Source organism: Pedobacter africanus, assembly GCF_900176535.1.
Taxonomy (GTDB): Bacteria; Bacteroidota; Bacteroidia; order Sphingobacteriales; family Sphingobacteriaceae; genus Pedobacter; species Pedobacter africanus.
On the sequence record NZ_FWXT01000005.1, the window covers coordinates 1 to 15,127 of the forward strand.

Annotated in this window: 17 protein-coding genes; 3 read left to right on the forward strand and 14 right to left on the reverse strand. The window is 41.1% G+C overall.

The genetic code is table 11. The features are described 5' to 3' along the window. The 3 genes from B9A91_RS24295 to B9A91_RS22025 form a co-directional block, all read right to left on the reverse strand. Positions 1-1,321: hypothetical protein (locus B9A91_RS24295; protein WP_200815715.1), on the reverse strand; the 1,321-nt coding region annotated here is incomplete at its 3' end. Between the two features lie 16 nt (positions 1,322-1,337). Beyond that, a complete protein-coding gene (locus B9A91_RS22020; RefSeq protein WP_084241238.1) occupies positions 1,338-1,847 on the reverse strand; it encodes a T9SS type B sorting domain-containing protein in 510 nt (169 codons plus the stop codon). A 127-nt stretch (positions 1,848-1,974) separates the two neighbouring features. Further along, on the reverse strand, positions 1,975-2,847 hold the full coding sequence (locus B9A91_RS22025) for a helix-turn-helix domain-containing protein (RefSeq protein WP_159451763.1): 873 nt from the start codon (positions 2,845-2,847) through the stop codon (positions 1,975-1,977). A 507-nt stretch (positions 2,848-3,354) separates the two neighbouring features. Between B9A91_RS22025 and B9A91_RS22030 the strand changes: the two genes are divergently transcribed. Together B9A91_RS22030 and B9A91_RS22035 are read left to right on the forward strand one after the other, a co-directional pair. Then, positions 3,355-4,068, forward strand: coding sequence for a 2OG-Fe(II) oxygenase (locus B9A91_RS22030; RefSeq protein WP_200815716.1), 714 nt, complete (start codon positions 3,355-3,357; stop codon positions 4,066-4,068). Between the two features lie 3 nt (positions 4,069-4,071). Continuing rightward, positions 4,072-4,680, forward strand: a complete 609-nt coding sequence (locus tag B9A91_RS22035) for an alpha-ketoglutarate-dependent dioxygenase AlkB family protein (protein ID WP_084241240.1) — start codon at positions 4,072-4,074, stop codon at positions 4,678-4,680. On the opposite strand, the gene B9A91_RS22040 is transcribed toward B9A91_RS22035, so the two are convergent. From B9A91_RS22040 to B9A91_RS22050, 3 genes are read right to left on the reverse strand one after another with little or no spacing between them, the layout of a single operon-like run. Continuing rightward, the gene (locus tag B9A91_RS22040; protein ID WP_084241241.1) at positions 4,677-4,928 is read right to left on the reverse strand and encodes a DUF1456 family protein; all 252 of its coding nucleotides are present in this window, start codon (positions 4,926-4,928) and stop codon (positions 4,677-4,679) included. The two genes, B9A91_RS22035 and B9A91_RS22040, sit on opposite strands and share 4 nt — an antisense overlap. Before the next feature lies 1 nt (position 4,929). After that, entirely contained in the window at positions 4,930-6,237 is a 1,308-nt protein-coding gene (locus B9A91_RS22045) for a DEAD/DEAH box helicase (RefSeq protein ID WP_084241242.1), read from the reverse strand. Between the two features lie 26 nt (positions 6,238-6,263). Then, a complete protein-coding gene (locus tag B9A91_RS22050) occupies positions 6,264-6,482 on the reverse strand; it encodes a hypothetical protein (RefSeq protein WP_084241486.1) in 219 nt (72 codons plus the stop codon). Between the two features lie 222 nt (positions 6,483-6,704). On the opposite strand from B9A91_RS22050, the gene B9A91_RS22055 reads away from it, so the two are divergent. Beyond that, positions 6,705-7,178, forward strand: coding sequence for a ribonuclease H-like YkuK family protein (locus B9A91_RS22055; protein WP_084241243.1), 474 nt, complete (start codon positions 6,705-6,707; stop codon positions 7,176-7,178). Here the strand turns inward: B9A91_RS22055 and B9A91_RS22060 are convergent, their stop codons facing one another. The 8 genes from B9A91_RS22060 to B9A91_RS22095 form a co-directional block, all read right to left on the reverse strand. After that, positions 7,179-7,760: a DUF4468 domain-containing protein gene (locus B9A91_RS22060; protein WP_084241244.1), complete on the reverse strand. Its 582-nt coding sequence runs from the start codon at positions 7,758-7,760 to the stop codon at positions 7,179-7,181. A gap of 61 nt (positions 7,761-7,821) precedes the next feature. Next, positions 7,822-8,880, reverse strand: coding sequence for a porin (locus B9A91_RS22065; protein WP_084241245.1), 1,059 nt, complete (start codon positions 8,878-8,880; stop codon positions 7,822-7,824). 52 nt (positions 8,881-8,932) lie between these two features. Beyond that, positions 8,933-10,309 (reverse strand): ammonium transporter, encoded by a 1,377-nt coding sequence (locus tag B9A91_RS22070; protein WP_084241246.1) that lies wholly within the window; start codon positions 10,307-10,309, stop codon positions 8,933-8,935. Between the two features lie 347 nt (positions 10,310-10,656). Next, positions 10,657-11,613, reverse strand: a complete 957-nt coding sequence (locus tag B9A91_RS22075; protein WP_084241247.1) for a tRNA modification radical SAM protein MnmL/YtqA — start codon at positions 11,611-11,613, stop codon at positions 10,657-10,659. Between the two features lie 37 nt (positions 11,614-11,650). Further along, complete coding sequence (locus tag B9A91_RS22080) at positions 11,651-12,196, reverse strand: hypothetical protein (protein WP_084241248.1); 546 nt, start codon at positions 12,194-12,196, stop codon at positions 11,651-11,653. A 47-nt stretch (positions 12,197-12,243) separates the two neighbouring features. Further along, positions 12,244-12,774, reverse strand: a complete 531-nt coding sequence (locus B9A91_RS22085) for an OmpA family protein (RefSeq protein ID WP_084241249.1) — start codon at positions 12,772-12,774, stop codon at positions 12,244-12,246. A gap of 401 nt (positions 12,775-13,175) precedes the next feature. Then, positions 13,176-13,943 carry a sterol desaturase family protein gene (locus tag B9A91_RS22090; RefSeq protein ID WP_084241250.1) on the reverse strand — a complete coding sequence of 256 codons (768 nt, stop codon included), beginning with the start codon at positions 13,941-13,943 and terminating at the stop codon, positions 13,176-13,178. After that, positions 13,943-15,097, reverse strand: a complete 1,155-nt coding sequence (locus B9A91_RS22095) for a TlpA disulfide reductase family protein (RefSeq protein ID WP_159451764.1) — start codon at positions 15,095-15,097, stop codon at positions 13,943-13,945. The genes B9A91_RS22090 and B9A91_RS22095 overlap by 1 nt, the downstream gene beginning before the upstream one ends. Positions 15,098-15,127 lie beyond the last annotated feature (30 nt).

Here is a 15,127-nt window from a genome sequence, read left to right on the forward strand (position 1 = left end):
TGGCTTTGGTAATACCAGACACTGTACCCGTAAATGTTGGTGAAGCAAGATTTGCTTTTAATGCTAAAGCAGTTGATGTCGTTGTACCTGATGTAGCCAGTGCAGTACCAACAAATTCTGTTGTCGCAATTTGGGTAGTTGAAGTACCTGCGGTTGCTGTTGGTGCCAAGGGGATGCCTGTTAACGCTGGCGAGGCCAAAGGTGCTTTTAATGCCAGGTCAGTAGCGCTGCCCTTCAAATCTAACGCAGCTTGTGTTGCAGTTGAAACTGGCTTATCCGCATCGGCAGTATTGTCTGCATTGCCCAAACCAACCATGGCTTTGGTAATACCAGACACTGTACCCGTAAATGTAGGCGAGGCTAAAGGTGCTTTTAACGCCAAAGCGGTTGAGGTTGCCGACGAATTCCCATCAACATACGTCTTTACCGCCTTTACAGTTGGATATTTGGTATCAGAAGCCGCATCATCAGCAATATCAGTACTTTTATTTGCAGCAGCTTCTTTGGTTGCCATCGCTATAGTCAGCGCAGCCTCAGCTGTTGTTGCACGGGTAACTTCATTTGCTAAGCCAGTGGTTAATATACCCTCAGCCGCTGTTGCACGATTTTTCTCTGTTGTTAAAGCAGTTGAATTTATCGACATAGCAGCATCAACATATGTAACGCTAGCCTTACCATTAAAAACAAGCCAGTCGGCTTTGCTTAAATACCCATCGGTTGCCGCATCTGCTTTACCGATCGTAGCGGCGACATCACTTGGCTGCCATGCCGTACCATTCCATTTCAGGATCTGCCCGTTAAGCGGCACGGCGGTACTTACAGGCGAGCCCTGAAGTTTAGCTACTGTAGGGTTAGGATAAATCCCACCGAGGTCCCCTCCAGCAGCACCGCCCGGAGCTGCAGTACTGGCATAAATGGCATAAGGAACAGATTGAAGCTGCGAAGTGCCCATGTCAATAAAACTGCCTCCTCCGGCTGGATCAATTTCTACCTGGAGAAATTTATTGCCGGTAGACCAGTTAACAGTCGCCATATTTCCGCTTTGCGAAAGTGCCCCTGTACTACCGATCACTACGTTAAATAAACCAAATTTATTGGTAGTACGTTGCCTTGTTTCTGAATAAACACTCGCTCCGGCTGCCCCGCCATCCCTGATAGTTAACCTGAGCGCAATGGATTGCTCCATAATCGGGCTGCCGTCAGCTTTTCGGGCTACTCCCTGGTAATTGATCTGCGGAAGCTGCTGGGCAAAAACCAGTGTGCCGCTTAAACAAATCAGTGCAAAGAGCACTAAAAAACGTGTTAAGTAAAATTTAACCATATGAATGAAATGAATATTAGTTTATAATGGTGATAAATCCTTTAACCTGACCAATCTTGCCACCTTTTTTAAGTTTAATAGTATAGTAGTAAGTGCCTTCGGCAAGTGGAACCCCGGAGAAATTACCCGTCCAGTCGTTCTGATAATTTTTGGTTTTAAATACAACACGACCCGCCCGATCAAACACGATTACCTCGTTGTCCGGATACCTATCTAGATCCTTGATTTCCCAGGTGTCATTTTTCCCGTCCCCGTTAGGTGAAAGAATATTGGTAGCCTTTACTATAAAGCCTTCGGTAATAAACTGGCTGGGCAAAACCGGTTGCAACACACCATTTGTAATAATTGCATACCTGGTTACCATGGTTTCTACAAGCGCTATTTCCCCTACACTCCATTCAAATATAGTCCCTGTGTTTTGCGTAAAGGTATTTCCTGCAGCGTTGATAACAGCCTGAGTGGTGTTTTGCGCCTGGCTGTTGCCGGCTACAAACAGTGTAAATAAAAAGAGTAGCGAATATCTCATAAGATGAAAATTGCTTAAAAACAGTTTCGTCCAAAGCTATTCGGAATATTATACTAATAGTTAAAATACTGATCCAACTTCCTCTAACTATTGAATAGTTGGAGGAAATACCACCATATTATGTCACTTATTTTTGCAGAAAATAGGCTTTGGGCATCACTCCAGTTTCCTTTTTAAAGGCATTATAAAATGTGCCCTGGCTTTTAAAGCCAGATTCATAGGCAATGGCTTCGATGGTCATCTTCTCAGATTTAAGTAGATATTGCTGCATAAAAAAACGCACACGATACCCGTTTATCCAATCCCGAAAGTTCTTATCCATTACATTGTTCACCACAAAAGAGCAATGGTGGACAGGTATATCAACTGCAGTCGCCAAATCTACAATCTGGAAATCGGCTGTCAGATAAGGCTTATTGTTTTCCATAAAGGCTTGCATCATCCTGGCATATTCGGAAGACAGTTCTGTAGGCAATAAGATAGTCTTTTTTGTAGCGCTGAATAGAACAGTATCCTGTTCGGGTTGTTCCGCTTTGATATCCTTCAGTGCGGCTAAGCCACTGTCGGCCGGCACAAATAAATAACGGTAAAATATTTCGGGCCGGTGAAGCACAAATACCAGAACACACAGCATGACCAGGCAGCCAATAATTACATATACGGAATTGGGATGCGTGCGTTGTACATCACCGGAAATCAAAGGAACAAAGCTGATAAGCTGGAAAAAAGTGGCTGCCCTTATCAAAATCAAAATCCAGCGCTTGCCTGGATCCTCGTCCTTTACAGCTTTTAGTTTTTCGGATCGGAGCACCACAAACCAGGCTGTAGCCAGGTACCCTACCACCAGCAAAGGCCTTCCAATGTAATAAAAGTAAGCAGGCAGAAGCCCGCTTCTTTCTGTAATGAAGAGCTGTTTATTGTTTGAGATCTGCTTCCAAATAGCATCCCAGTTAATAACCGGCCCCATTCCAATGGGCAATACGTGGATGGTAAATAACACGGCGGGAATAAAATGCAGCCACTCACAGACAGACAAGCGTTTATGATCACTTATGAAGTGTTTTATATACAGAAAAAAACATGCCGGAGCTGCAAAATAAAGCGGCGTAAACAACTGATGAAAGAAAGAAAAACAGGCTTGCTGTTCGGAATGAACCAATAGCAAAACCAATATCTGCCCAAATCTGGAAAAAAATATAACTCCTAGTAAACAATTTAAGGTCCTGTTACCCCGTTTAGCGAAAAACAGGTTAAATGAGAACAGGAACAGAAAAAAGCAGACTATACTAGTCAGAAAGTTTAAAAACCCCATACAAAGTGGAAAGATATAGGTTTTTCATTATATAGCCACTATATTTCCGTATGAAGAAATCAAGTTCATTGAGTAACAGGCTTTAATTTTTATGAAATGTCAATAACCTAAACTATTGAAAGTTGATAGAAATACGCAAGAAACGGGTTTTCGCACCTTCCCTATCCTCCCATATTTGTACTAAATCATTTAAAGATGGAAGATATCATTAAACAGCTGCACGCAAAAAACTGGGATGAGGTCGCTGAAGATCTCCATACCAAAGGCTTTTCTATTGTTGAAGATGTATTGGAGGCATCACAATGTGAAGCGCTTAGAGGGCTGTACATGGCAGAGGACATATACCGTAAAACGGTGGTAATGGAACGTTACAGGTTTGGGATTGGCGAATACAAATACTTCCGGTATCCGTTGCCCCGGCTTATTACCGACATCAGGGAAACAGTATATCCTTACCTGGCAAAGGTAGCCAATAAATGGATGGAGGTGCTAAACATAGCTACGACTTTCCCCCTGGCACATGCGGAGCTGAAACAGCAATGCCATAATGCGGGACAAACCAAACCCACCATATTGATGCTGAAATATGGCAAAGGAGGTTTCAATACCCTGCATCAGGATTTATATGGTGATATTTATTTTCCTATACAACTGGTACTGTTCCTGAACGAACCTGATGAAGATTTTACAGGAGGCGAATTTGTAATTACCGAACAAATTCCAAGAGCACAATCAAAAGCGATTGTACTTGTGCCTAAAAAAGGAGATATGTTGTTATTTACCACTAACTTTAGGCCTGTAAAAGGAAGTAAAGGTTATTACAGGGTAAACATGAAGCATGGGGTAAGCGAGCTACATAGTGGGCAAAGGCATACTTTAGGCATCATTTTTCATGACGCGTTGAGTTAAAAGATGGATTTATTTAATACAGAATTTACAGATTCCCAAAACCTGTTGCCCTATGAGGGTACAGTGCTTTACTATGGCAAACTCATGCCCGCAGATCGGGCCAATCGTTACCTGAATGCTTTGCTAAATAATATTGAATGGAAAAATGATGAAGCTATTATTCTGGGCAAACACATTTTTACCAAACGCAAAGTGGCCTGGTATGGCGACCAGGAATTTGAATATACTTATTCCAACACTACAAAAAGGGCATTGCCCTGGACAGCTGAACTATTGGAACTTAAAGCTATAGCAGAAGAAAAAACAGGTGAAAGCTTTAACTCCTGCCTGCTCAATTTATACCATACCGGTGATGAAGGTATGGCCTGGCATAGCGATGGAGAAAAAGACCTGAAAAAGAACGGGGCAATCGGTTCCCTAAGCTTCGGGGCAGAACGGAAATTCTCATTTAAGCATAAGCAGACTAAGGAAAATATTTCGCTGATTCTGGGGCATGGCAGTTTACTGGTAATGAAAGATGCCACTCAAACCAATTGGCTGCATAGGCTTCCCCCTACCAAACTGGTCCATAAGCCCCGGGTAAACCTTACATTCCGGACTATAGTTACCTAACCATCCCGCTTAGGTTGTTCCTGCTTAGGTGGTCTGGGGCCGCGTTTGTAGATCACCAGCCCATTTAAGAAGTTACGAAGGATCTGGTCACCGCAAGGTTTGAAATTAGGATGGTCGCTGTTTCTGAAAATATCCCCAAGCTCACTTTTACTTACCTTAAAATTTACCAGTCCCATTATTTTTATAATGTCATCATTAGTAAGTGACAAAGCCACCCGCAGCTTTTTAAAAATATCATTATTGCTCATATTACATCGCTATTTCTATTTTTACCTTTTTGTTCTTTATTCTCTCATTTGCCAGCAAGCTTAAAACCCGGCTAACAAGCTTCCTTTTTATCGCCACGTAAGAAACCTGGTCCTTCACCTCTATCAACCCCACTTCATCTTTTTGCAGACCGCCCTTTTTTAGCAGCAGACCAACAATATCTATTTTGTTTACCTTATCCTTTTTGCCTGCTGCAATGTATAAAGTCTGCCATTCACTATCCCGGGGCAAAGCAAAGTTGCCTTCCAGCTTTTCTGTTTCGATATCTGCTTTCAAAAAAGGATATTTTTCATCATCAGCAATAACAAGGTAAGCATTCCCACTGGCATTCATCCTCGCTGTACGGCCGTTACGGTGCAGAAAAGCATCCTCGGTGTAGGGCAACTGGTAATGAACAATGGATTCCACCTCGGGTATATCCAATCCCCTGGAGGCCAGATCTGTAGTGATCAGGATCTTAATGCTGCCATTCCTGAATTTCAGCAAAGCCCTTTCCCGTTCATCCTGTTCCATACCGCCATGAAATATATCGTGTGCCAGGTCCTGGTCTATCAGCAGATCGCTGATCCGGTCTACCGTTTCCCTGTGGTTACAAAAAATAAGGGTTCTTTTATCACCGATCTTACAGATCAGTTGCAACAAGGTATCCAGCTTATCTGCAGCGGTGGTAAGTACCTTTTTCAGCTGTAAATCTGGCACTGCTGTCACATCCTTTAAAAAGTTGATCTCAACAGGATTTGCTATACCTGTGAAATCAGGTATTTCAGCCATTGCTGTTGCCGAAGTCAGGATCCGTTGTTTTAGAGAAAGTAATTTCCTGATGATATAGGACATGTCTTCCTGAAAGCCAAACTCCAGGGCCTTGTCAAATTCATCTAGCACCAATGTAGTGACAGCAGATTCATCAAAATTATCATGACGAAGGTGATACGCAATCCTGCCTGGCGTGCCAACGAGCACAGCAGGTGGCTGCTCAAAATTATTTCGTTCTGTTTTTACCGGATGGCCGCCGTAGCAACAGTTAATTTTGAAACCGGTTCCCATTTGTTTGAATACAGTTTCTATCTGCAATGCCAACTCTCGTGATGGCACAAGAATTAAAGCCTGTACCCCTGTTAGGTTGGGGTTTAATCCATGTACTACCGGTAACAGAAAGCCCAGGGTTTTACCAGAGCCTGTAGGGGCCAATAAAACAAGATCACTCCCATTTTTTGCAGCAGCCAGGGTATTTAGCTGCATAGGGTTGAGTGAGGCAATTTTTAATTTCTCCAGTATCTTTTCTACCGTCATGGCGCAAAGATAGTGGAATTAGCGCATTAAAATTTCAGATACTTCTTTCTTAAGTGCTTCAGCGAGCTGTTCAGTTTCAAATCAAGCTTCATTAACATATGGCCTCTTTCTGCAATCCACGTAGTCATTTTCTTATTTACACCCTTCAAAGGTGTGTAAACCCGCTCTTCTATCATTTCGCTATAATCAACCGATGCCCTGCTTTGCTGCAGCAAATAAAATTCGTTTAACAGTTCTGTTTTCATAATGCTTATATTTATAGTTAGCCTTATGTTTTTATTAACGAAGGCCTTCATCTGTTAGTATAACAACACATCATTAAAAGAGTTTAAACCCAATATTAAACTGTTGACAACTAGACAATTGTTAACAATTAAACAATCAGAAATTAACACATTTTCAATTTTATCCCCTTATTTTTAGGAAACCTGAATACGGGTTGTTTATAACGATAACACCAATAACGTATGACCTGGAAGAAATTTAGCGGCGAGATCATTCACTCGTCTATCATTGAAGAAGTAGAAAATGCCATTATCAGAGAAAGCGACAATGGTTACCGGTTAAAAGTTTGCATCGGTACAGATTCGCAGGTAAAGGGCCCCCTTACTGATTTTGCTACGGTAATTGTTTTATTGCGGGAACATCATGGAGGCTTTATGTACATCCACCAGGAAAAAACAGCGCAAAAAATGAGTATTAAGGAACGAATGCTGGTAGAAGTACAGAAATCTATTGAAACAGCCTATGCTATCTGCGACCTGCTGGACCTGTACCATGTAGACCTGGAAGTGCATGCAGACATTAATACCAACCCAATGTTCAAATCCAACAAGGCGCTAAATGAGGCCATGGGATACATTCTAAGCATGGGGTTCATTTTTAAAGCTAAACCCGAGGCTTTCGCAAGTTCTACCTGCGCAGACAAGATGGTACACTAATTACCATTTTTTGGTAGAAATAACCGGCACAGCCTTAGCTACCGGCGGCTGGGTAATGGCCTTGTTGGCCATAGCATCTTTAAATTTAGCCGCGAGTATATTTGCTTCTTTGGTTATGGCCTTGATATAACTTGCCCATTCAGCAGCATTCAGCTTACCCGGCTTTCTTTCCAGTGGTATACCTATACTGGTAGCGGGTACAAAATTGCCATAGCGGTCTCTCTGATAAGGAATGAATTCAAAATCCGTTAACCAGAAACGGTACTTGCCATCACGGGTTTCGGCATTGAAACGATAAAGGACTTCTCCGGATGGACGGCTTAAAACCAATGCTGTTTTGTTGATGATCATCTTTCCGGAAGCCTGGATTAACGAATCAGTTTTGGAAACAGAAACTTTTAACGTTTTTGCTGATCTTAAAAACCCTTCGGCCCTTGCCATTAAAGAATCTTTAGGAACACTCTTTAACTCCTGAACTTCGTAATAGATGAGCTTACCGTTTTCGTCATTTGCCAGGGGCCTGTCCTGCCCATAAGCAACAACCGTAAACAACATCAGCGCAATTGAGGTTAAAAGTTTCATGATATAAATTTAAAAAGCCACCGGAAACATTCCGATGGCTTAAAGATAAACGTAATTGAGACTAAAATGCGTATACTACTGCAAGCGAGAATTGTGAAGCACTTTTTGTAGCTGTTAAATTGCTTTTTGCAAACATTTCGGCAGTACCGTTGTCAAACCTTACTTCCGGAATAAAAGTTAATCCGCCTGATTTGATATTTCCAGACAACGTTATTGCAGCAACAGATTCGCCCGGCACCACATTTAAATTTGCAGCGCCGTTCACTTTGTCTTTAGTGCTAAAATACTCACCCCTTAAACCTAACGAAACAGCAGGTGTAAAAGCATTCTGCAGGTAAAGCGCCCCGCCTGTATAACCGCCACCGTCATTATCTATGCTGTAATCGGCAGCATTCAATCCTATTTTAACTTTCTCTGTTACCTGGTACGAGGTAGTGAGGTCCAGAATTGTTCCGGTACCTACAGCACCTACTGATTTGCCCGACAACACATTCAGATAAGCAGTCCAGCCTTTAACAGGAGAAACAGTAAGCTGTGCACCAATATGAGATACCCCGTTAAAATCTTGATAAACATTCCAATCGTTAAACAAACCAACCATTAAACTTACTTTATCGGTAAAAGCGTATGAACCTTTGATACCTGCATTCTGGAATGGGCCACAGCTAAATAGGTAAGAAGTTGAATAGTTGAAGTTACCGGTAGGGGCAATCACTTCATAACCAATGAAAGTACCCATAAAACCAGCCGTCATAGTGAATTTATCGGTAAAAGCATACGATGCGTATAAATTCTGAATATGAAAGCTGTTGGTTCCCTCACTATAAGTTCCGTCTGCATTGGGAATAGATTGAGACTGCCCGCGCGGCCCAAAAGAAAGTTCTCCAACAAATGATGCTTTCCCTGTTGTTTTTTTCAGGGCAAGATCAATCATTCCCAGCGATATTGAGTTTTGCTCGCTGGCAAAGCTGGTGGCAATATTTGGTATTTTGGCAAAATCGTATTTGAAATAGGTATCTACCGACCCGGAAATCTGAAGTGGCGCTTCAGCCGTTTCCTGAGCAAAAGATACAGATGTTATTGATAATGCGGCTACTGTTAATACGGATCTTAATTTCATAATAGTTTGGTTTGAGGTTGAGGTTGAGAATTTAGATGGTTAAGTATTTTGATTAAAAGGTATTTTCAATTTCCTGACCTGTTGAAGCAACGATCAGTGTACCCTGAGTATATTTTTCGTTGTGCTGAGTTGCATCCAAACCTTCTTCTTCTTCTTCTGATGTTACGCGAATTGGCTGAACCAGGTTAATCAGTTTGAATATCACAAATGACATTACAAAGCTGAACACTACAGTGATTACCACACCTTTTAACTGGGTGATGAAAAATGAAGGGTTGCCATATAGCAGACCATCTACACCTGCACCATTAACAGTTTTGGTAGCAAATACTCCGGTTAGCAGCATCCCAACAATACCACCTACACCGTGGCAAGGAAATACATCCAGTGTATCGTCTAGTGAAGTTCTTTGTTTCCAGGAAACAGCCAGGTTAGAAATAACTGCTGCAATTACACCTATAAATATTGCGGAAGGGATGCTCACAAATCCTGCACCAGGGGTGATGGCTACAAGACCAACTACTGCACCAATACAAAAACCCAGTACTGAAGGTTTTTTACCTCTGGAAACATCAAAGAACATCCATGATAAACCTGCGGCACCCGCAGCAATATTAGTGGTAATGAAAGCAGAGACAGCCAAACTGTTGGCGCCTAATGCAGAGCCCGCATTAAAACCAAACCATCCAAACCATAGTAACCCCGTACCAATTAATACATAAGGAATATTTGCTGGCGGCACTTCCTGGTGTTCCATATGACTTTTTCTTCTTTTAAGCACCATTGCGCCGGCCAAAGCGGCCATACCTGCCGAGATGTGAACTACAGTTCCACCTGCAAAATCAAGCACACCCATTTTAAAAAGCAATCCTTCCGGATGCCATGTCCAGTGGGCCAGCGGAGAATATACCAGCAGAGAGAACAACACAATAAATAAGATATAAGAAGTGAAGCGGATACGCTCAGCAACGGCTCCCACTACCAGACCCGGAGTAATGATAGCGAACATTAGCTGGAACACTGCAAACAAAGACAGTGGAATTGTTGCTGCCAGGCTCCATGAAGGACTTGAATTCACACCCTGAAAAAAGAAGAAAGTTTTAGGGTTACCAATTAAACCACCAATACTATCTCCAAAAGCAAGACTAAAACTAACTACTACCCAAAGTACTGAGATCACACCTGCAGCTACCACACTTTTTATCATGGTAGAAAGGATATTTTTACGATGAACCATACCACCATAGAAAAATGCCAGGCCAGGGGTCATTAAAAACACTAAAGCCGAAGCAATCAATACGAATGCGATATCTGGTCCGCTGTATTTCCCTTCATCAAAGTTAGGAAGAAGAGGAATAAATAGGGCAAGAATTGCAATTCCCATCAAAACTGCAAATGGCCCCCACTGTTTAAATAAAACTTTTGCCATAATGTTAGATTTTACTTGTTATAATTATTAGTTTATTTGATTTTTTTATAAAACTAGTAATAAATTCTAACAAACAACATTTTAAAACAACAGTTTTTCACGAAAACGTTGTAATTTTCATTAAAAATTGATTAAAAACATGATAAATTATCAATTATTAAAATCATTTTTTAAACATTTCTAATATTTACACTAAAAACACCGCTATTTTTTGATAAAAAAATAAAAATGACACAAAACGAGATGAAAAATTCAAAAAAAATCAGATTTACCTGATAAAAACAGATTAAAAACAAAAAAGGCAGGAATAAACCTGCCTAAAATAAGATTATGGAATTATTTAAAACTTATACCGCTGCAGGCACGTAGGCACTCCCCTGTATCACACCGCGCTTTTCGATTTCCTTATCTATATAAGTTTGAATGGATGATTTATTCATCCCCCAGTTGGGCGCAATCAGTAAATCCCAGTCAGATATGCCGAACAAACGCTGAATTACGATATCAGGACGCAGTAAAGGGATCAATTTGCAGAGTAAATTGGTATATTCTTCAAGAGAGAAGAGTTTGAAAGGCTGTTTTTTGTATTTAACACCCATTATTGAGCCTTCAACAATGTGGAGGTGATGAAACTTAACAAATTTTATTTGAGGAAAACGATTGATTTCATGAATATAGGCCAGCATCATTTCTTCTGTTTCCCAGGGAAAGCCAAAAATAGTATGTACACACAAATCGAGTTTGGTATTATCGAGCAGTTTAACAGCCTTGACAAATTCATCGTGACTGCAACCCCTGTTGATCTGGTTTAAAGTTTCATCGTAAATAGATTCCATCCCCATTTCCAGATCTACATCAAACCTGTCGGTATAACTTTCCAGCAAAGCCACTTTTTCTGCATCAATGCAATCGGGCCTGGTACCCACAGCAAAACCAACAACATCTTCGGTGTTGATAGAAAGGGCCTCGTCATACATCATCTTTAAATAATGGACCGGCGCATAGGTATTGGTATTGGGCTGAAAGTAAACGATAAACTTATCTGCCTTATAAAAGTTCTTTCCGCGCTCCATACCTTGCTCCAGCTGTTCGCGGATAGTAGGCAGCTTACGTGAAAGTTCAGGAGTAAAAGAATCTACATTACAATAGGTACAACCACCGTAGCCTTTACTGCCATCACGGTTTGGGCAGGTAAAACCACCATCCACAATCACTTTAAATACACGCTGGCCCTTATATTTGTCTTTAAGGTGTGTACCGTAATTATTATATCCCTTTATGCCTAAATCTACCGGAGTTCCCAATTGCTGTTCTTTTTCTGCAAAAATACGGCTTTTATATTTATTTATCTACCCGCATCGCTTCAATCTCGCTCATGTACCGGGTAAGCGCAGCTTTATAAGTCAGGTTTTCTGATGCGACACCTGCTAAAAACCCTTTAAAATCTTCCAGATCGCCCGCTGTAAAGCCCATACGCACAAACAACTCCTTATCAGCATCCCAATTGTCCAGGTTAACCTTTTTTGCGGCCATCTCTTTATAAAGCACGAGACCTTTTACAAAGTCTTTGTAGGCCAGCGTTTTTTTAAAAGCAGCAAAATATTCTATAAGCGTACGATAAGTGGCGGGTTTACCTATCCTTACCTGATCCAACATCAATGCACCGAGCATAGGCCCTTTCAAAAATACGCTGTCTATGCTTTCAAAATTGCCGCAGTGTTTCAGTATCCTGATGTCTTTTTGTAAAAGGCTATCCTTATCTGTTCCTTTATGCCGTACAAAATAAGGTTCTGTGTCCAGCAGTTTTTCACAATCTGTAACATCCTGGGCTTTTACAAAAGTGCAAAAGAAAGCAAACAGAGCGGCAATCAGATATTTTAAAGGCATAACGTAGTTAAAATGCAAAGGTACGGCCACAAAAAGCAACCTGCAAACTAAGGATTGATTTTAAATTCGACCCTTCTGTTTTGAATTCTACCTGCCTCATCATCATTTGAAGCTGCAGGCGCTGTAGCACCAAAGCCTTTGATAGACAGGTTTGCTGCATTTACCCCGGCATTAACCAGGTACGATTTCACTGAATTGGCCCTATCTATCGATAAGGACATGTTATGCTCTGCAGAGCCCTCAACAGAAGAATGACCATTTAAAATAAACTTAACATTAGCATCTTTTTTCATTTCTGCTGCAATTTTATCCAATACGGCAAATGATTCTGTTTTCAGTACTCCGGAATCAAATTCAAAATATACCTTATCGAAGTTATAATTTGGCTTTTCTTCAACGGGGGCTGGTGCAGGTTTAGGTGCAGGAGCTGGCTCAGGCTTTTTCTCTTCAACCGGCGGAGCAGGTTTCTCAGCAGGGGGAGTTGGCTTGGCAATTGCCTTCTTTGTTTTACAGGATTGCGCAGAAATTGTAAACAGGCCAATAGCGGCCAGCAAAAATGTGGTTCTTAAATGTTTCATTCCATAAAAACGCAGATTTTACGCAATTAGTGCCAAAGATGTTACATCCAGCTTAAACAAGCTGCCATATCAGGATCAGGATGAGCAACCCGATTAATATATAGGCTGTGGTAAAAAACAAAGTCATCTGTGGTTTTGAGAGGTTCATAATTCAGTTCAGCTGGTTAATCTCCTGCAAAACTCCTGAATTAATCCTTTAGCACAAAGATTCATTTCGTTCATTGCGATTGTATGACATGTACAATTGTTCAGCAATGAACAAAAAATATTTATTTTTTGTTGATATGAATAATCTATTATTCGTATATTAGCAGTGAGAGCGTTAATTTTAAGCGGGGATAACCATCACAGGTTTATTCCCGCTTTCTTTTTTTATCACAATTCTGAATGGTAACATTATGTTACGCGCTCCTGCTTGACTGTAACCTGTCGTATTCCTTTACATAATCGGGATGCTCTGTTTTGAGCAAACGGTCCCATATCCGAAAATATAAGCCATAATTACCCCTAAACTTATGATGATGCAGATTGTGATGCACAGAAGTATTGAATACTTCAAATAACCAGGTATGCCTGAACCATTTGGGTGCAATCTCATAGCCCAAATGCCCATATACGTTAATAATAAATGCCGAAAGCACAAACATTTCGATCATGATGCCATGCACGGGAATCAGAAACACAATGGCCAGCAAAACGCCGCCCTCAATCCAGGCTTCAAAAAAATGGAAAGAATAGGATGTCCAGGGGGAAGGATTGTTGGATTTATGGTGCAGCAGGTGCACACGATTAAACAAGGCTTTATGATGCATCAGCCGGTGCATCCAGTAAAAATAAGTATCGTGTATGATCAGACAAACCGGCAAACTTAAACAGAACCACCATAAAGAATAATCATTTATTTTATCGTATACCAGGGTGTGTACTTTAAAAGGTGTAAAAAGAACCAGGTAGGCAATAACCACATGGATTATTGTTGTTTGCAGGGAATGAAGGATGTCGCGTATAAAACTGGCACGTGGCGCGTTGTTCTTTTGGATTTTTGCTTTGTGTATTTTTTTGGCAAACAGCCAGTAGCATAAAGCAAAAGCAATTCCTGCTACTACAAAATACCGGATAGTTGAGATGCTGAGCATCACAATTACCTTTTCTATTATCCCTTCTCTCATTACTTACCAGGAGTAATTTCACCCAGTACTTCCACCAGTTTCCTGGTAAGCTCTGACCCTCTCAAGTTCCTGGCGAGTATCTTTCCGTCGGGACCGATCAGGAAATTGGTGGGGATACCTTGTACAAAGTACATTTTGGCGACTTCGTTGTTAAATCCGTTCAGGTCTGAAACATTTGTCCAGGTCAGTTTGTCATCTTTGATCGCTTTCAGCCAGGCTTCCCGCTGCCCTGGATTGTCTAACGACACGCCTAAGACCGTAAAATTCTTGTTTTTATACCTTTCGTACATGTGTTTAACCCAAGGGTTTTCTGATCTACATGGTGCACACCATGATGCCCAAAAATCTAACAGCACATATTTCCCTTTAAAGTCAGACAATTTAACAGGTTTACCATCTACATCATTCTGACTAAAGTCATGAGCTTGCTGGCCTATGCCCAGCACCTTCCAGCTTGTTATTTGTTGCTGAAATTGCTGTCCCAGGGAACTTGCTTTCAACCGGGGAGATAAGCCAGCAAACACAGCTTCCGAACCAGTGGGGTCCGCAGCATTAAATACATATTGTTTGAATAATATCAGGCTAAAATAACAATCAGGATTGTTGCGTATAAAATCAGGAGGAATGTTATCCATCTCGGCTTTGAACTCCTCCATTTTCTTCTGAAAGGGTTCAACAAAGGCCTGATCCTTCTTTTGTTGGTCAGTAGCGGCATAAAATGGGACCAAAAAGGCCTTGGCCCTTGCATTTATCAAATCTCTCGAAGCATAAACTTTCAGCATTGCATCGGCAATTTCAGTGCCGCTTACTACAGCAGATTTAACAGAATCTGTCTTGGAAACGATGCTAAGCGTACCTGGTTCCAGCATAAAAGACAGCAAATCTGTTTCTGGGCGCTTACCCGGCTTTACTGGTACGGTAATCTTCTTTTTAAGCTTAATGAAGGCTTGTACTGGCTCAGTAATGCTGCCTTTAAAAGTAAATCCACCATTCTTGATATCAACTGAATCAATCATGGACTTATTATTTAAAGTATAGTAAAGGAACGCTTTGGAAGGAACAGACTGTGGTTTTAACTTACCACTTAGCGTAAAGTTTTGCTGAGCAAACCCTACAAATGGCAGCATGCATAACAGTAATAGAACTTTTTTCATTTTATGTTTAGGTTTTGGTTTAGTAGATAG